Raw genomic sequence first — 16,713 nt, 5'->3', positions numbered from 1 at the left:
CACTATGTCTGGTTATGGTATAATTATTACCGTCCGCTCGGCTTCCACCCGCCTGCCCAGCAAGGCCTGGCACGAGATTCAGGGCAAGCCCCTGATCTGCCACCTTATAGAAAGGGTTAAACAAATAAAGGGATACCACCAGGTGGTTATCGCTACCACCGGCCGGCCGGAAGACAAGGCTTTCGGTGAGGTAGCAGACAGGTACGGGATAGGTATTTATTACGGCCACCCTACCGATATCATGCAGAGGCAACTGGATGCCGCAAGACAGTATGAATTAGATTTCTACGTCACGGCTGATGGTGACGATTTATTTTCTGATCATTACTGTTACAAAAAGCTGCTTGATTATTTTATTCAGACAGGCTCTGATTACATTAAACCGAACGGCTTTGTAATTGGAACCTACGCTTACGGCATAAAGGTAAAAGCCATGGAAAAAATATGCCGGCTTAAGGATGATCTGCAGACTGAAGGATTCGGCAGATACTTCGAGCAGGTACCCGGTTTTAAGCTGGGCAATGTAAAAAATAAACCAGAAAGGTATAGCCCAGGATTAAGGCTGACCATTGATTACCCTGAAGATATTAAGCTTGTGCAAGTTTTAGTCGATAAGATAAATAAACCAGTTAGAGATATCTTAATTGAAGATATTATAAAAATCTGCCTGGAATTTCCTGAAATTATTCAGATCAACTCTCACCTGGAAGAGATATACTGGCAAAACTTTAAAGAAAAGTACAGTTCAATTAAACTCAAGGGAGAAGTTACATTATGAACATACTTGTAATTGGGCTGGGCTCTATGGGTAAACGCAGAATCAGAAACCTGCAGTACATCAATGCCGCATACAGTATATACGGCTACGATATTAAAGCTGAACGCCGCCGCGAGGCCAAAGCTCTCTTTTCGGTACACGCGTGTGACGATTGGTCCCAGGTACTCCCACGGATGGATGCGGTGATCATCTCCACGCCCCCTGACCAGCATATCAAATACGCCATGCCGTGTGCGCGAAATAATATCCCTTTTTTCATTGAAGCCAGTGTGATTTCGAAAGGAATGAACGACTTAATTAAGCTGGTTAAAAATAATAATACTTTAGCAGCACCATCCTGTACCATGTTGTTTCACCCGGCTGTGGAAAAAATCTATGAGATAGTCGTAAGCGGTCAGTTGGGCAACCTCTGCTCTTTCACCTACCACAGCGGCCAGTACCTGCCGGACTGGCACCCCTGGGAAGATATCGGCGATTTTTATGTCTCAAAGCGGGAGACAAGCGGTTGCCGGGAGATTGTTCCCTTTGAACTGACCTGGTTAACCCATATTTTCGGAAGCATAGCTGACATAAAAGGATATAAAGGACACCTCTCACATATTAACGCCGATATTGACGATGTTTATCAGTGCCTGGTAAGATTTAATTCAGGATTGCTGGGACACTTGCTGGTGGATGTAGTGACCAGGGACGCGGTGCGGTCTTTCCGCCTGGTGGGTGACATGGTCACCCTGGAATGGAACTGGAATGAAGACTGCCTTAAATTGTACCTGGCCTCAGAAAAAAAATGGAAAATAATACCTTATTATGCTTTGGAGGCGGCGAAAGGATATAATCTCAAAATTACTGAAGAGATGTACATTAAAGAACTGCGGGCTTTTTTAGATGCACTCGAGAATAAAAGCCCTTTTCCCAATACACTTGATCGGGATTACCAGGTCTTAAAATGGCTTGAGCAAATGGAAGCCGGTTGTTAAGGGAGAAAAAATATGCGTATAACCAATTTTTCCAGATCCATAGCGCTGCAGCAAAGGGCCCACCAACTGATCCCGGCGGGCGCCCACACTTACTCTAAAGCTGACGACCAGTTTCCGGAACTCTCTCCGGGCTTCATTGTCCGCGGCAAGGGCGCTTACGTGTGGGACCTTGACGGCAACCAGTATATCGACTGGGGTATGGGGCTGCGTTCAGTTATTCTAGGTCATGCCTACGAGCCGGTTTTGAGTATGGTCCGAGAACAACTGGAATTGGGCTCAAACTTTACCCGGCCATCTCCTATTGAAGTTGAACTGGCCGAAATACTGGTGGACACCATTCCCAGCGCCCAGATGGTGAAATACGCCAAGAACGGCTCGGACGTAACCGCTGCTGCCGTCAGGCTGGCACGCGCCTACACCGGTAGAAAATATATTGCCATTTGCCGGGAGCATCCCTTTTTCAGCTTTTATGACTGGTTTATTGGCAGCACACCGGTGGATGCCGGCATCCCGGAGGAGATTAAGCAGCTAACCCTAAAATTCAGCTATAACAACATTGCCAGCCTTGAAGAACTTTTTGACAGCTACCCCGGACAAATCGCCGCTGTAATCATGGAACCTGTCCAGGCCGCCCCCCCCAGGGAAAACTTTCTTCAACGGGTAAGGCAACTGTGCGACCAAAACGGTACCGTCATGATCCTGGATGAGATGATCACAGGTTTCCGCATGGATATCCAGGGTGCCCAAAAACTTTTTAATGTCAAACCCGATTTGGCCACTTTCGGAAAGGCCATTGCCAACGGCTTTTCACTGGCGGTACTTGCAGGAAAAAGAGAAATAATGGAGTTGGGGGGCATCCATCATGATAAACCAAAGGTATTTTTGCTCTCCGCCACCAACGGGGCAGAAACCCACGCTTTGGCGGCAGGTATAGCTACCATTAATGAATTAAAGAAGAATGATGTGCCACTATACATTGCCGGCATCGGCCAAAAACTGATTGACGGCATAAATGACATAGCCGCTTCTATGAATCTCAGTCAATATATCCGGGCATACGGCTATCCCTGCAGTCCTGTGCTGGAATTTAAGGATCAGGAAGGTAATGCGTCCCTGCCGTTCAGGACACTTTTCCTGCAGGAGACAATTGCCGGAGGGGTGTTGATGCCATATATCGCGGTATCTTATGCTCACGGCGAATGCGAACTTTCTGCTACTCTGGCAGCCGTGGAAAAAGCTTTGATAGTTTATAAAAAATCTTTATCGGACGGTCTGAACAAGTATCTGACAGGTAGACCGGTTAAGCCGGTATTTAGAAAGTATAACTAAAACTTTTCAGGTGATTCCAATGGGTGATTATAAAAACATCTTTAATTTAAGGAACTGTACTGCGGTGATTACCGGTGGAGCAGGCATGCTGGGCTCTGAATTTGCCGGGGGCGTGGCCAGTTACGGCGCCAATATTGCCCTGGTGGATATTGATAAGGATAAGTGTCAAAACTCAGCCCAGGAACTTGCCAGCGAATTTAATATTAAGGCTAAAGGCTATTGTTGTGATATCACACAGGAAGACCAGGTTAACAAGCTGGCGGAGGATTTGCTGAATGACTTCTCCTCTGTTGACATTTTAATCAATAATGCCGCCGTGCAGCCCCCCGGTTTTTTTGCTTCACTCTGCGATTATCCTCTCTCTACCTGGCAAAAAGTTCTTGACGTAAATATGACGGCCGTGTTCTTAATGGTTAAATACATTTCACCTCATATGAAAAAGCGTAAGCAGGGCAATATTATCAATGTTTCCTCCATTTACGGAGTGGTAGCGCCAGACCAGCGCATTTACCGGGGGGCAGAATACCGGGGCAACCAGATCAACACTCCACTGGCTTATTCCGCAACTAAAGGGGCCATTGTTCAGATGACCCGCTACTTGGCTGCTTATTTTGCTGCAGACGGCATCAGGGTTAATTGTATTACTCCGGGGGGAGTTTACAGCGGTCAAAATAAAACCTTCTTAGAAAATTACAGCGCAAGAGTCCCCTTGGGCCGCATGGCCCACAGGCATGAGATTACCGGCGCCGTGATTTTTTTGGCTTCGCCCGCCTCAAGCTATATGACGGGCCAAAATATCATTGTAGATGGTGGCTGGACGATCTGGTGAGGTGTATTACTTTGGAGAATAAAAAAATATTGGTCACCGGGGCCGATGGTTTTATTGGTTCCCACCTGGTAGAAGCATTGGTTTGCTGGGGCTACAATGTGCGGGCTTTTATTTATTATAATTCTTTTAATTCCTGGGGTTGGCTGGACGCTATATCTCCTGAGGTGCTGCGCCAGGTGGAGGTTTTTTCTGGCGATATTCGCGACCCGCATGGTGTCAAAAAAGCTTTGCAGGGCTGCCGGGCCGTCTTGCACCTGGCCGCGCTGATTGCCATTCCTTATTCTTACCATTCACCGGACACTTATGTGGATACCAATATCAAAGGTACTCTTAACGTCCTGCAGGCGGCGCGGGAGTTGGAGGTAGAAAGGGTTATCCACACCTCCACCAGCGAAGTCTACGGCACTGCCCGTTTTATTCCTATTAATGAAGAGCACCCCTTGCAAGCCCAGTCGCCCTATGCTGCCACCAAAATAGCCGCCGACCAGTTGGCTTTGTCCTTTTATTTATCTTTCGGCCTGCCGGTGACAATTATTCGACCTTTTAACACTTACGGTACCCGGCAGTCGGCCCGCGCGGTCATTCCCACCATCATCACCCAGCTGGCGGCCGGGCTGCGCCGTATAAAACTGGGATCGCTCCATCCCACGCGAGATTTTAACTATATCAAGGATACGGTGAACGGTTTTATCGCCGCCCTGGAAGCGGCGGGCTGCGCCGGCGAGGTAATTAACATCGGCAGCGGGTTTGAAATATCTATTGCTGAAACCGCCCGCCTGATTGCCGAACTGATGGGTGTGGACGACCTGGAGATCGTCACCGATGAAGTCCGCCTGCGCCCGTTTAAAAGTGAAGTGGAGCGCCTCTGTGCAGATAATAGCAAGGCCCGGCGGCTTTTGGGCTGGCAGCCGCTTTACGCCGGTTGGGAAGGTCTGGCTAGGGGGCTGGCGGAGACCATCCGCTGGTTTACCGATCCTGCCAACTTGCTCCGCTATAAGGTGGAATTGTATAATATTTAGGAATCTGGTGGACAATGGACAGCAACAGACTGCTTGATCAAATTGTTAGCGCCATAAAATCTGTCCTGCCGGCCAAAAAGCAAATTGGCTTGCACGAGCCCTGCTTTGCTGGCAATGAATGGGCCTACCTCAAAGGCTGCCTGGACAGCGGCTGGGTCTCCTCCTTGGGCAGCTATGTAACCAAATTCGAACAAATGCTGGCCGAATTCACCGGCGCAGCTTACGCCGTGGCCACGGTCAACGGTACGGCTGCCCTGCACACCTGCCTGCTCCTTGCCGGCGTGAAGCCGGGCGATGAAGTGTTGCTGCCCGCCCTTACCTTTGTGGCGACGGCCAACGCCGTCAGCTACTGCGGCGGCGTGCCCCATTTTGTGGATAGCGCGCCCGATACCCTGGGTGTGGACCCGAGTAAACTGGCTGATTATCTGCAGGATATAGCCGAATTAAGAGACGGCAACTGCTATAACCGTATCACCGGCCGGCGTATATCTGTGCTGCTGCCCGTACACACCTTCGGCCACCCCGTGGACCTGGATGCGCTGCTGGAAATCTGCCGGTTCTACCGCCTGGTGCTGGTGGAGGACGCTGCCGAAGCTTTGGGCACCCTTTACAAGGGACGGCATGTGGGTAACTTTGGCAGATTGGCTGCTTTAAGTTTTAATGGCAATAAAATCATCACCACCGGCGGGGGCGGGGCCGTTCTCACCGGCGATGCCGGACTGGCCTGCCTGGCCAAACATATAACCACAACGGCCAAGCTGCCCCACCTTTGGGAGTTTGTCCATGACCGGTTGGGCTACAACTACCGCCTGCCCAACATTAACGCCGCCCTGGGCTGCGCTCAGCTGGAAAAGCTGCCGGAGTTCATAAATAAAAAACGCGAGCTGGCCGAAAGATACAGCAGAGCCTTTGCCGGGCTGCGGGGAGTCAGCTTCTTTACCGAACCACCCTTTGCCCGCAGCAACTACTGGCTCAACGCCCTGCTGCTGGACGAAGCCCGTGCCGGTTTGCGGGACATGCTCCTGGAGGAATCCAACCGCTGGGGCATCCAGACCAGGCCGGCATGGCGGCTGATGCCGGAACTGCCCATGTACGGAGACTGTCCGGCTATGGAACTTGTCGTGGCGCAGAGCCTGGCGAGGCGGGTAATTAACATACCCAGCAGTGCTGTACTGGTATAGAGCCTGTTCTATATAATTTGGGAAGCGGTGACACCTGTGGCAAAAAAGCGCAAAATTTGTGTGGTTACCGGCACCAGAGCCGAATACGGCCTGCTCTACTGGTTGATGAAAGAAATCCAGGCCGACCCGGAACTGGAACTGCAAATTATTGCTACCGGTATGCATTTATCTCCCGAGTTTGGCCTCACATATAAAGTGATTGGAGAAGACGGCTTTGTAATTAACGATAAAATAGAAATGCTGCTTTCCAGCGATACGCCGGTGGGCATTGCCAAATCCATTGGACTGGCTACCATCGGCTTTGCCGACGCCCTGGACAGGCTCAAGCCCGACATTTTAGTCCTGCTGGGTGACCGCTTTGAAATTCTTGCCGCCGCCCAGGCGGCACTGGTGGCCAGAGTGCCTGTGGCGCATATAGCGGGTGGGGACGTAACAGAAGGGGCCTTTGATGATGCCATCAGGCACAGTATAACTAAAATGTCACACCTGCACTTTGTTACTAATGAACTGGCGGCCCAAAGAGTGCGGCAAATGGGAGAAAACCCGGCTTGCATAAACAATGTAGGGAGCCCGGCCATTGACAATATAAAGCGGCTACCATTATTGGATAAAAATCAACTGGAAGATAAGTTGAGCTTTAAATTAAGAAGCAAAAATTTGCTTATTACCTTTCACCCGGTAACACTGGAAGAAATTCCTTCCGAGCAGCAATTGCAGGAGCTTTTTGCAGCTTTAGAGGGATTGTCGGGCGAAATGGCAGGTAATATAGGCTTTGTTTTCACCGGCTCTAACGCCGACCCGGCAGGTAGAGCATTAAACGGTTTAATCAGTGAATTTGTGGCCGGTTGTGCTAATGCAGTTTTACACACTTCTTTAGGACAAGTGGCTTATTTAAGTGCTATTCGTTATGTGGACGCAGTTGTAGGCAATTCCTCCAGTGGAATCTACGAGGTGCCTTCATTTAATAAGCCTACAGTGAATATTGGTGACAGACAAAAAGGCCGCCTGATGGCTTCTTCTGTAATTAACTGCCAGCCACGGGCGGAGGATATAAAAGAGGCCATTTTACAGGCTTTTGCCCTGGATTGTTCAAATGTGATTAATCCTTATGGTACAGGAGATAGTTCCCGGCAGATAGTCAATGTATTAAAAAGCTTTTCTTGCTACCGTTCCTTGCTTAAAAAGTGCTTCTATGAGGTGTTTTAGGGTGAGCAGGCAGAATACATTTATCATTGCCGAAGCCGGGGTGAACCACAACGGCTCACTAAAACTGGCCAAACAGCTGGTGGATGTGGCCGTTGCGGCCGGGGCGGATGCGGTGAAATTTCAGACCTTCCAGGCCGAAAAAGTGGTCAGCTGTTTTGCTCCCAAAGCGGAATACCAGTGCCGCACTACCGGTGCGGGCGAATCCCAGCTGGAGATGGTGCGCAAGCTGGAGCTTTCTGCTGAACAACATGCCGAACTGGTGGGATACTGCCGTCAAAAAGGCATCCAGTTTTTGTCCACCCCTTTTGATCAAGAAAGCGTTGACCTGCTGTCTTGCCGTTTTGACCTTCCTCTTCTTAAAATACCTTCCGGGGAAATTACCAACGGGCCGCTTTTGCTGCACATTGCCCGTACCGGCAAGCCGGTATTGCTGTCCACCGGCATGAGCGCCCTGGGCGAAGTGGAAACGGCTTTGAGCGTGCTGGCCTTCGGTTATACCAGGCCGGAGGAAGAACCTTCCCTGGCGGCATTTCAGGCAGCTTACGCTTCAGCGGAGGGACAACAGGCATTGCAGCAAAAAGTTACGCTTTTACACTGCACCACGGAGTACCCGGCCCATTTTACCGATGTCAACCTGCGGGCCATGGACACTTTGCGCGCTGCTTTTGGCCTGCCGATGGGGTATTCCGATCACACGCCCGGCATAGCCGTGCCCGTTGCTGCTGTCGCCCGCGGGGCAACGGTCATCGAAAAGCACTTTACCCTGGACCGCAAGCTGCCGGGACCGGATCACCGCGCCTCTTTGGAACCGGATGAGTTGAAACAGATGGTGCAGGCCGTCCGCCAGGTGGAGCAGGCTCTGGGCAATGGGATCAAAGCGCCTGCCCCGTCAGAAATAAAAAATATGCTGGTGGCCCGCCGCAGCCTGGTGGCCAGTAGGGCAATAAATAAGGGTGAACAATTTACTTTAGCCAATCTGGCAGTTAAAAGGCCGGGCACAGGTGCGTCGCCCATGTTATATTGGGATTGCTTGGGAAAGAGGGCGGTTAAGAACTACCTGCCCGATGAGCAGATATGAATAAAAAATTACCGGTAATATTAATAGGCGGCGGTGGCCATGCCAGAGTCCTGCTTGATGTTTTGTTGCTATGCGGTATTCCGGTTATTGGAGTTACCGAGAAAGAAAAACCTGCAGTCTTGTTTAGTGTGCCAGTAATTGGTGAAGACGATGTTATTTTAGACTACTCTGCAAATGAAATAATGTTGGTGAATGGTTTGGGTTTTGCGGGAACGGCAGGAAAACGTGCGCAAATTTATGATTTTTTTAAAGAAAAAGGTTACTATTTTGAAGTGTTAGTACATCCTTCTGCTGTATTGTCGCAAATGGTGCATATGGCTGAAGGAGTGCAAGTAATGGCCGGTGCGGTAGTTCAGGTTGGTTGCCGGATTGGTGAAAATTCCGTTATTAATACACGCGCCTCAATTGACCATGATTGTATTATTGGCAGGCATGTGCACATTGCGCCTGGGGCAATTCTGGCAGGCGGAGTAAAAATAGGTAATAAAGCGTATATTGGTGCCGGTGCCACGGTTATCCAGGGAATTTCTATTGGCAATAACAGTATTGTGGCAGCGGGAGCTGTTGTGGTGCGGGATGTGCCTGATAATGTCACAGTAGTGGGGGTACCGGCAAGGGTGGTGCAAAAATGAAAAACTGGCGCGAGGTTTTAGTTTCTCCCAGTACATCAATTCTGGAAACGATTCAAGTTATTGATTCCGTTGCTTTACAAATAGCCCTGGTGGTGGATAGCGACGGCCGGCTGCTGGGCACAGTGACCGACGGGGATATCCGTCGGGCCATATTAAAAGGACTGTCTCTTACCGAACCGGTGGCCGGGGCCATGAACCCCGCGCCCACTGTGGTCCTGGTCAATGAGGACCGCCGGGAGATTCTGGCAGTTATGAAGGCCAAAAACCTGCGCCAGATACCGGTGCTGGACGAGACCGGCCGGGTGGTAGGCATAGAAATACTGGAAAAATTGCTCAAAGGCGGGCGTAAGGACAACCTGGTGGTGCTGATGGCTGGCGGTTTGGGCAGCCGCTTGCGGCCTCTTACTCAGGAATGCCCCAAGCCCCTTTTGCGGGTGGGTAGCCGGCCCATTTTGGAGACCATTTTACATAACTTCATTGAATATGGATTTGAACGCTTTTATATTTCAGTTAACTATAAAGCCGATATGATCAAAAAATATTTCGGTGACGGCAGCCGCTGGAGTGTCCGCATTGAATATTTAGAAGAAGAAAAGCTCCTTGGAACGGCCGGACCCTTAAGCCTTTTGCCGGAAAAAACCGACCTGCCGCTTTTGGTAATGAACGGTGACCTGCTCACCAGGGTCAACTTTGACCAGCTTTTGCAATTTCACCTGGACAGCCGGGTGCTGGCTACTATGTGTGTGCGCGAGTTTGATTTGCAAGTACCTTACGGCGTGGTGAAAATAGACGGGCACCGCCTGCTTGGCATTGATGAAAAGCCGGTGCAGCGCTTTTTTGTCAACGCCGGTATATATGTTCTACAACCTTCTGTTCTGGAACTAATCCCGCGCGCAGCCTGTTACGATATGCCCGACCTATTTACCCACCTGGTAAAACATGGACGGGAAACTGCCGTGTTTCCCGTGCGCGAATACTGGCTGGACATTGGCCGGCTGAGCGACTACGAACGGGCAAACGGCGAATATGAGGCTATTTTTGGTGCGGGGGGAATCGCCGGTGTACGGTGATAAGTCTTTTTTGGCAATAACTCCAGCCCGCGGCGGTTCCAAAGGCGTACCGCGCAAAAATATTCGTATGCTGGCCGGCAGGCCGCTTTTGGCCTGGACGGTGGCCGAGGCGAAAAAATCGCGCTATATAGACCGCTTAATCCTTTCTTCCGAAGACAGGTAAATTATCTCCGTAGCTCTTTCTCTGGGCTGCGAGGTGCCCTTTGTTCGCCCGGCCGGACTGGCGCAGGATGACACGCCGGGCATAGAACCGGTACTGCATGCTCTGCAGATACTGCCGAAGAGGTACGATCATGTTGTCTTGCTGCAGCCCACCTCCCCTCTGCGCTTGGTGGAGGACATTGACGGCTGTATCGACATGTGCATTGAAAGGGGATCTCCCGCCTGTGTTTCGGTAACCGAGCCCGCGGATAACCCTTACTGGATGTATCGTCTGTCGCCGGAAGGCTTTTTGCGCCCGCTGTTTGTCCAGGACGAAATACCGGACCGCCGCCAGGAATTGCCGCCGGTATATGCGCTAAACGGCGCCGTCTATGTTGCCCGTTGCGGCTGGCTTTTGGAAAAGCGCACTTTTTTGAGCGATGAAACAACGGCCTTTATCATGCCCCCCGAGCATTCTCTGGACGTGTATACCGAGATTGATTTACAATTGTGCGAATGTATGCTAAAACAACTGTCAGTTAGGTGACTTTGCCTAGACATACTCGTAATACCAGGGTATGAGCGGCAACCCTGCTCAGGATGGGCCTGGGTTCCAGAACCGAACAATCCATGCTGACGGTATTTTGGCCAACAGCCTCAACCCAGTTAACAATGGGACATGCAACAAAGATGTAATCTCAATGTAGATAAATATGGAATCCGGCAAGTAAGGCGGTGTTTGCCTTGATTAACCGGTTGAGAGAAGTGATCGGCAATATTGCCGTTTGCGCAGACGCGGGCGACCACCCAGCCGTTATGCGGGAAATCGCCCGCTTCACAGTGCTTTTTGACGAATTCCTCCGGCAGAACAAAGACTACATCTTCGGCCACTAGATCAAAGGCCTAAACCGCTGCATGAACCGGATGCTGGCCTGCATGGAGGAAGATGACCTGGACGGTCAGGCGGAAATCGCCGGATTGGCCCTCCGTGGCTTTCTGGACTACTGGGATTTCCACAACAAGCCGGCGAACTGAATTCCGAAACGGGGGTGCCACGATTGGACATGGCGGCGCTGCCGATGGCGAAGATCCTCGGGCAGCTGCAACAGCAGGTGAGCCTGGCCGTGATGAAGATAGTCATGGACGCAGCGGAGCAGACGGCGACCAGGTGGAGCAGATGCTGGACAAGAAGGCGGAGGGGATGGCTGCGGCCGTTGCTGCCGGGCCTGCCGGAGAACCGGCTCCCCGAACTGACCGGCAAACTGCGCGGGGCTTTCGGCCTGGTGGTGTCGGCCCATGAGGGCGGCAGCGCGGGCAAGTCCCTGGAGTACGCGCAGTTCGTGCTCGTCCTGGGCTACCGGCGCTGGCGGGAAGAGCTGGAGAGGTGCCTGCGGCCGTTCGTCGCCTCGTAGCGCGAGGGCGGCGGGGCCTGGGAGAGACCGGGTAAACGATGCTTTTTACAGGTCGCAAATTTTTGCCCTGAAAGCCCAGGAGAAAAAACCGGCTGCCAGCTCCGCAAAAAAAAACATCGGCTGCTCACTGCAAAAATCCAGGCGATTCGCTGCAAAAAACTGGACCAGAACCTAAAGGAACAGAATATTCAGGAAAATCAAGATGAGACGTCACCAATCCCTAAATGAAACTGACTGCCTAATTCAAATTTGGCAGCGAATTAGCCACCGCGGCCAGCTTGACCAACGAACAGGTCGGGCTGGCCTTTTTTGCAATTTCAAAACAAAAAACCCCCCCAAGGAGATGATTGAGAAATGAAGGGAAAAGTTACGTTCACAGAATAGCAAAACAAAGTACTGCAAGGCTTCAGATGTTCCCTTGAGGACGACGGCAAGTCACCAAGGACGGTGGAATCCTACACCGGGGATGTTGAGAAATTCTTTCGCCACCTCAACGGAAATGGTCCCAAAAGAATTGCCGAAATTGGCCGGGCAGACGCCACGGCATTCTTCTCGGAGCTGGTCCGCCTGGGCTTCAAACCGTCCACGATCAATAAAGCTGTCAACAGTCTGAGCTGCTTTGAGCACTTCCTGAAAGAAACAAGGGTGGTGGTGCCAGGCACCAAACTTATTAACTTATTTCAGATTTCATTGCTCGGGTCGGTTTTGGGCCTGGCCTGGCGCCATTCTCAAAACCTTCTTTCTTGACAATCGCATCATTCTTCTGTTGGTAAAATTTATTAAATCATTATAACAACAATGCTTCTTATTAGCCTATTACTATCACGAAAGTTGGATATTAAGAAATGAATTAGAATCTGGTATAATGTTGGCAATAGTAACAAGCGAGCAATTGGAAAGGAGTGATGAGTTGCCGGAATTTAAGGCTATTAACCGGATCAACGATTACGCCTTTAAAAGAATACTCGGATCGGAAGAAGGTAAAGATGCGCTAATCAGTTTTTTAAACGCCGTACTGAAACCATCAACGGGTCAGGAACTAACCTCAGTCGAACTATTGGATCGGGAATTAGACCCTAAATATCTCCTGGATAAAGCTGCTCGCCTTGATATTCTAGCCAGAACAGCCACCGGTACACTGGTCAATGTGGAAGTTCAAATAGTAAACAAATATAACATCGACAAGCGCACAATATTCTATTGGGCTGGACTTTATCACGGGCAACTGACCAGCGGACAGAATTTCATCTACCTCAGGAAAACAATAACAATAAACATCCTTGGCTACAATTGGTTAAGTGGAAAAAATAAATACCACCATACCTTCCATATTAGAGAAGACGAAACTGGCGAATTATTAAACGATGACCTTGAGATTCATTTTCTTGAGTTGGATAAAATAAAAAGACTACGGCGCAGACCCCAAAATACACTGGAAGAATGGTTGCTTTACTTCAATAACCTGCAGGGGGAAGAAATGGAGGAAATTGCGATGGGAAACCCCGGTATTCGTAAGGCTATGTCCATCGAACAGATGTTCTATAAGAACCAAAAAGAACGAAGATTGTATGAGCTTAGGGAAAAGGCTGTTAGGGATGAAATTTCGATGGTGGCCGGTGCCAAAGCAGAAGGTTTGGCCGAAGGTTTGGAAAAAGGTTTAGAAAAAGGGTTGGAAAAAGGTAAAGTAGAAATGGCTCAGACATCCATTTGTAAGTACCTTGATGCTAGATTTTCCGAAGCATCCCGGGATTTACAGGCGCTGGTTAAGGAAATTAAGGATGTGATAATTCTGGATGAAATTATTAATAAAATCTACACCGCCAATAGTATAAATGAGGCAACAATTATAGTTCGGGGCGCAACAGAGTGCAGTGCCAGGCACCAAAATTAATATCAGCCAACAGTTTTTTCAGCCTGATTATTTTTTTTCCCTGGAAGTCATAAAGCAGCTTTCCCTCCCTTAAGACACATTTCCTTAATGACGTTTTGGCGCCTTCCAGCAGTACCAAATCTACTTTGAAAGGTGCAGCAATACTCTCGGCCAGGCCGTATGCTTTTAAGTAAAGTTCTTCGGAGACCCCTTCCACGGCCAAGTCAATGTCAGAGGACAGCTGAAAGTCACCCCGGGCCAGTGAGCCAAAAAGATATATCCTGTTAACATTGTATTTTACTGCCAGATTAGAGGCTATTTCACATGCCTTTTCCAAAGCCATCTTGGTAATACGGCGCAAATCCTCTTCTTCCCGGGCAATCTGCTTTAAGTGCCCGGTCAGATATTTGTCAAAATCACACTGCATCATACTACTATCTTTTCTGGCGGGGTCAGGCTTGAATTATTATATTATTTTGATAATATTTTGCTAATGGCGGTTAATCTGGTGAAGGGATATTATTGCCAAACCTCAACTATTTAATAAATCATGATAATAAGCTTTTAGATATGGTTGGTAATCAAAATATTCTCGCCAGGTTGCTTCAAGAAAAGTTAATCTGGTTTCTTCATTTTTACTGATCAATACTTTGCCGCAAGTGGCATGGTAGCGTATGGTGACCGGGGCGCAGTTTAATGTGAGTATATCTACAGGTAAGCCCACCAGACGGTCTAGCAGCATAGATAACTTTGCTTCGTATTCCCAATAACCGGGGACAACCGAGGAATCTTGAAGATATACGGCAATATCAATATCCCCGCAGGGAACAGGCAGTATAAAAGAGCCATGCAGGTAGGCAAATATGATTTCGTTACGCTTGGATAATTCTTTTTCCAGCAACCCTGTAATTTTCTGTTTTTCCTGTTCGTTTAGCAAGTGTTTATTTTTGTTCATTTTTTAATTATTCCTTAAGCGTAAAAAAGTTTTAAGCTCATTGGCGTATTTTAAAAGATCTTCAACGTCTTTTGTCAGTATGTTATATACTGTTTCATCATTAATTTTACCGTATTGATGCACCAGCAGATTGCGAAATTTGGCCATGGCTACTAATTTAGGTGTGAGCTGGCCGGAGATGATTTTGTTTTCTTGCATAATCCGGAAACAGTCGGCATAACTGGTAGGTGCCACTTTGGCTACTCTTGCAGCCAGATGGTTGCAAATGCTTTGAGCTGCTTCAATTGCCAATATCAACTGGTATTTAGCTCCTGATGAAATTATTTCATCTTTTATAAAATTATCAATTCCTACTGAAGAAATTCTTTTTATTAAGGCGACAGATTTTTCAATATCAGATAACTTTTCTTGAATTAGATCATGGTTAATGTTAAAATTTTGGGTTTGATTGTGCAACATTTACCACCATCCCCCGGGTTGCTACAAGAATCACTATTTTCCTTATTATACCATGGGAGATATACCGGTGCAATTGACTTGAATTTGCCACACTGAAAAGTTGAGTCGACGATAAAAAATATGCAGATACAGTAAAGTTTTAGTTATTTTTTCCGATATTATAGTGAGATTTAAAAATAAATTGACTGCTCAATGAAAGGCAGTGATTGATCATGTCGTCACTTTTACGCGTCAGCGGGCTGGCATCGGGGATAGATTATGAATCCATGATCAAGCAGTTGATGGATGCCCAGCGGGCCCCTGCAATCAAACTTCAACAGGATAGACAAATACTGGAATGGCGGCAGGAGGATTACAGGGACATTAATAATACTTTGCGCACCTTCCGCGACACTGTTTTTCAAATGAAATTACAGTCGACCTACCTGACTAAAAAAACCACTATCGCTGATGGAAATATTGCCACGGTGACCGCGGGCAGCAGCGCCGTTGCCGGGACTTATACCTTTGCCGTGGATAAAATGGCTGTCGGGGCCAGTATAACAGGCAAAGTGATTGGTTCTAACATTGATAAGTCCACACTTGGCACACAATTATCAGGCATTTCGGGTGAGCAGAGCATTACTATAAGCCAAACGCTGAATGGTCAGACTGTAACCAATACTTTCACTATCGATACAAGTTCCAAGAGTATATATGATCTGATCAATAGTATTAATAATTATGTGCCCGCCAGCGGCACCTGGAAGGTTAAGGCTTCCTATGATGCCAATTTGGACAGGGTATTTTTAATCAGCACTGAAACCGGTGATGGAAATATTACTGTTGATACGGGCACACTGGCAGATGCATTGAAAATATCCACGGGTAATTCAGAAACAACAATCAGCGGCCAAAATGCCGTCTATTATTTCAACGGCGTGCAATATTCTTCAACTTCCAATACAACCACCATTAACGGCATTACTTTCAACATCAAAGGGGCCAGCGCCAAAGACGCTTACAACAATGCCATACCCACAACTGTAACAGTCAATAACGATACCGATGCCGTGGTTGAAGCTATAACTGAATTCATAGATAAGTATAATTCAACAGTTGAGACCATAGCAAATAAATTGTACGAAAAGCGGTATTCAGAATATTTGCCCCTAACGGATGAGCAACGGGGAAAATTAACGGATGATCAAATTGATCAATGGACAAAAAAGGCCAAGAGCGGTTTGCTCCGCAACGATACTATTTTGTCCGGTATTGTCAGTAATGTACGCATGACCATGTCCGCTGTGGTTCCGGGGGTTTCCGGCGGCTATGTTGACAATGGTCAAACCGTCTACACCGACCGCTTGTCGAAAATTGGAATTACTACAACTGCTGATTACATGTCCGCCAAGCTGGAGGTAAATGAAGACCAGTTGCGGGCTGCAGTGGAGAAAGACCCCGAGGGGGTAATGAGTTTATTTACCAAGTCTTCCGGTGAGTATGACCAGATGGGTATAGCCCTGCGTTTATACACGGATGTTAACAATGCTATGGATAAAATTTTCAACCAGGCCGGCTCCTCCAGCGATTATAACTTGGTTGACAACAGCTTTATCGGCAAGGAGATCAAAGATATCGATTCCCGTTTGGCTGATTGGGATGACCGCCTGCAGCAGATTGAAGACCGTTATTACCGCCGGTTCAACGCCATGGAGCAGGCCATCCAGCAGTTGAACCAGCAAAGTGCCTGGTTGATGCAGCAGTTCGGCGGAAACAGCCAGTAGTTTTTAGGAGG

Annotated in this window: 20 protein-coding genes; 17 read left to right on the top strand and 3 right to left on the bottom strand. The window is 48.5% G+C overall.

Annotated features, from left to right (window positions below):
• Positions 1 to 4 precede the first annotated feature (4 nt).
• The 16 genes from H569_RS0100570 to H569_RS0100495 all read left to right on the top strand — a co-directional run bounded on the left by H569_RS0100570 (position 5) and on the right by H569_RS0100495 (position 13,543).
• Positions 5 to 778 (top strand): cytidylyltransferase domain-containing protein, encoded by a 774-nt coding sequence (locus H569_RS0100570; RefSeq protein ID WP_027363351.1) that lies wholly within the window; start codon positions 5 to 7, stop codon positions 776 to 778.
• Positions 775 to 1,755, top strand: coding sequence for a Gfo/Idh/MocA family protein (locus H569_RS18825; protein ID WP_034629043.1), 981 nt, complete (start codon positions 775 to 777; stop codon positions 1,753 to 1,755). The genes H569_RS0100570 and H569_RS18825 overlap by 4 nt, the downstream gene beginning before the upstream one ends.
• 12 nt (positions 1,756 to 1,767) lie before the next feature.
• On the top strand, positions 1,768 to 3,084 hold the full coding sequence (locus H569_RS0100560; RefSeq protein ID WP_034629040.1) for a glutamate-1-semialdehyde 2,1-aminomutase: 1,317 nt from the start codon (positions 1,768 to 1,770) through the stop codon (positions 3,082 to 3,084).
• Positions 3,085 to 3,103: 19 nt separating this feature from the next.
• Positions 3,104 to 3,913: an SDR family oxidoreductase gene (locus tag H569_RS0100555; RefSeq protein WP_027363349.1), complete on the top strand. Its 810-nt coding sequence runs from the start codon at positions 3,104 to 3,106 to the stop codon at positions 3,911 to 3,913.
• A gap of 5 nt (positions 3,914 to 3,918) precedes the next feature.
• Positions 3,919 to 4,932, top strand: coding sequence for an NAD-dependent 4,6-dehydratase LegB (locus tag H569_RS0100550; protein ID WP_027363348.1), 1,014 nt, complete (start codon positions 3,919 to 3,921; stop codon positions 4,930 to 4,932).
• A gap of 14 nt (positions 4,933 to 4,946) precedes the next feature.
• Positions 4,947 to 6,113: a LegC family aminotransferase gene (locus H569_RS0100545; protein ID WP_027363347.1), complete on the top strand. Its 1,167-nt coding sequence runs from the start codon at positions 4,947 to 4,949 to the stop codon at positions 6,111 to 6,113.
• 36 nt (positions 6,114 to 6,149) lie between these two features.
• Positions 6,150 to 7,319: a UDP-N-acetylglucosamine 2-epimerase gene (neuC, locus tag H569_RS0100540; RefSeq protein ID WP_034629038.1), complete on the top strand. Its 1,170-nt coding sequence runs from the start codon at positions 6,150 to 6,152 to the stop codon at positions 7,317 to 7,319.
• Entirely contained in the window at positions 7,306 to 8,397 is a 1,092-nt protein-coding gene (gene neuB / locus H569_RS0100535) for an N-acetylneuraminate synthase (RefSeq protein ID WP_034629036.1), read from the top strand. Before neuC ends, neuB begins: the two co-directional genes overlap by 14 nt.
• Complete coding sequence (locus tag H569_RS0100530; RefSeq protein ID WP_027363344.1) at positions 8,394 to 9,029, top strand: acetyltransferase; 636 nt, start codon at positions 8,394 to 8,396, stop codon at positions 9,027 to 9,029. The genes neuB and H569_RS0100530 overlap by 4 nt, the downstream gene beginning before the upstream one ends.
• Positions 9,026 to 10,099, top strand: coding sequence for a nucleotidyltransferase family protein (locus tag H569_RS0100525; RefSeq protein WP_027363343.1), 1,074 nt, complete (start codon positions 9,026 to 9,028; stop codon positions 10,097 to 10,099). The genes H569_RS0100530 and H569_RS0100525 overlap by 4 nt, the downstream gene beginning before the upstream one ends.
• Positions 10,089 to 10,262, top strand: coding sequence for a cytidylyltransferase domain-containing protein (locus tag H569_RS22855; RefSeq protein WP_207637506.1), 174 nt, complete (start codon positions 10,089 to 10,091; stop codon positions 10,260 to 10,262). The genes H569_RS0100525 and H569_RS22855 overlap by 11 nt, the downstream gene beginning before the upstream one ends.
• A 33-nt stretch (positions 10,263 to 10,295) precedes the next feature.
• The gene (locus H569_RS18820) at positions 10,296 to 10,787 is read left to right on the top strand and encodes an acylneuraminate cytidylyltransferase family protein (protein WP_207637505.1); all 492 of its coding nucleotides are present in this window, start codon (positions 10,296 to 10,298) and stop codon (positions 10,785 to 10,787) included.
• Positions 10,788 to 10,984: 197 nt separating this feature from the next.
• Positions 10,985 to 11,134, top strand: coding sequence for a hypothetical protein (locus H569_RS22380; protein ID WP_157833442.1), 150 nt, complete (start codon positions 10,985 to 10,987; stop codon positions 11,132 to 11,134).
• 164 nt (positions 11,135 to 11,298) lie between these two features.
• On the top strand, positions 11,299 to 11,652 hold the full coding sequence (locus H569_RS0100505) for a YjfB family protein (protein ID WP_027363342.1): 354 nt from the start codon (positions 11,299 to 11,301) through the stop codon (positions 11,650 to 11,652).
• A gap of 396 nt (positions 11,653 to 12,048) precedes the next feature.
• Positions 12,049 to 12,399: a phage integrase N-terminal SAM-like domain-containing protein gene (locus tag H569_RS0100500; RefSeq protein WP_081410819.1), complete on the top strand. Its 351-nt coding sequence runs from the start codon at positions 12,049 to 12,051 to the stop codon at positions 12,397 to 12,399.
• A gap of 163 nt (positions 12,400 to 12,562) precedes the next feature.
• A complete protein-coding gene (locus H569_RS0100495) occupies positions 12,563 to 13,543 on the top strand; it encodes an Rpn family recombination-promoting nuclease/putative transposase (RefSeq protein ID WP_027363340.1) in 981 nt (326 codons plus the stop codon).
• Here H569_RS0100495 and H569_RS18815 read toward each other — a convergent pair.
• The 3 genes from H569_RS18815 to hepT form a co-directional block, all read right to left on the bottom strand.
• Positions 13,497 to 13,952: a nucleotidyltransferase family protein gene (locus H569_RS18815; RefSeq protein WP_051273086.1), complete on the bottom strand. Its 456-nt coding sequence runs from the start codon at positions 13,950 to 13,952 to the stop codon at positions 13,497 to 13,499. The genes H569_RS0100495 and H569_RS18815 overlap by 47 nt on opposite strands.
• Before the next feature lie 102 nt (positions 13,953 to 14,054).
• Complete coding sequence (locus tag H569_RS0100485) at positions 14,055 to 14,477, bottom strand: nucleotidyltransferase domain-containing protein (protein ID WP_027363339.1); 423 nt, start codon at positions 14,475 to 14,477, stop codon at positions 14,055 to 14,057.
• Between the two features lie 3 nt (positions 14,478 to 14,480).
• Positions 14,481 to 14,936 (bottom strand): type VII toxin-antitoxin system HepT family RNase toxin, encoded by a 456-nt coding sequence (gene hepT, locus H569_RS0100480; RefSeq protein WP_027363338.1) that lies wholly within the window; start codon positions 14,934 to 14,936, stop codon positions 14,481 to 14,483.
• A 212-nt stretch (positions 14,937 to 15,148) separates the two neighbouring features.
• Here hepT and fliD point away from each other — a divergent pair, with 212 nt between their 5' ends.
• The gene (gene fliD, locus H569_RS0100475; RefSeq protein ID WP_027363337.1) at positions 15,149 to 16,702 is read left to right on the top strand and encodes a flagellar filament capping protein FliD; all 1,554 of its coding nucleotides are present in this window, start codon (positions 15,149 to 15,151) and stop codon (positions 16,700 to 16,702) included.
• Positions 16,703 to 16,713: the final 11 nt, after the last annotated feature.

Origin of the sequence: Desulfotruncus alcoholivorax DSM 16058, from assembly GCF_000430885.1 — a bacterium.
Lineage (GTDB): Bacteria > Bacillota > Desulfotomaculia > Desulfotomaculales > Desulfallaceae > Desulfotruncus > Desulfotruncus alcoholivorax.
This window is presented reverse-complemented; position numbering and strand designations above follow the sequence as displayed.

Bases quoted from the DNA above. Each gene is read 5' to 3' on its own strand.
- H569_RS0100525 (WP_027363343.1), top strand. From the start codon at position 9,026: ATGAAAAACTGGCGCGAGGTTTTAGTTTCTCCCAGTACATCAATTCTG.
- fliD (WP_027363337.1), top strand. From the start codon at position 15,149: ATGTCGTCACTTTTACGCGTCAGCGGGCTGGCATCGGGGATAGATTAT.
- H569_RS18825 (WP_034629043.1), top strand. From the start codon at position 775: ATGAACATACTTGTAATTGGGCTGGGCTCTATGGGTAAACGCAGAATC.
- H569_RS0100570 (WP_027363351.1), top strand. From the start codon at position 5: ATGTCTGGTTATGGTATAATTATTACCGTCCGCTCGGCTTCCACCCGC.
- H569_RS0100545 (WP_027363347.1), top strand. From the start codon at position 4,947: ATGGACAGCAACAGACTGCTTGATCAAATTGTTAGCGCCATAAAATCT.
- H569_RS0100560 (WP_034629040.1), top strand. From the start codon at position 1,768: ATGCGTATAACCAATTTTTCCAGATCCATAGCGCTGCAGCAAAGGGCC.
- neuB (WP_034629036.1), top strand. From the start codon at position 7,306: ATGAGGTGTTTTAGGGTGAGCAGGCAGAATACATTTATCATTGCCGAA.
- H569_RS0100485 (WP_027363339.1), bottom strand. From the start codon at position 14,477: ATGAACAAAAATAAACACTTGCTAAACGAACAGGAAAAACAGAAAATT.
- hepT (WP_027363338.1), bottom strand. From the start codon at position 14,936: ATGTTGCACAATCAAACCCAAAATTTTAACATTAACCATGATCTAATT.
- H569_RS0100555 (WP_027363349.1), top strand. From the start codon at position 3,104: ATGGGTGATTATAAAAACATCTTTAATTTAAGGAACTGTACTGCGGTG.
- H569_RS18815 (WP_051273086.1), bottom strand. From the start codon at position 13,952: ATGATGCAGTGTGATTTTGACAAATATCTGACCGGGCACTTAAAGCAG.
- H569_RS0100530 (WP_027363344.1), top strand. From the start codon at position 8,394: ATGAATAAAAAATTACCGGTAATATTAATAGGCGGCGGTGGCCATGCC.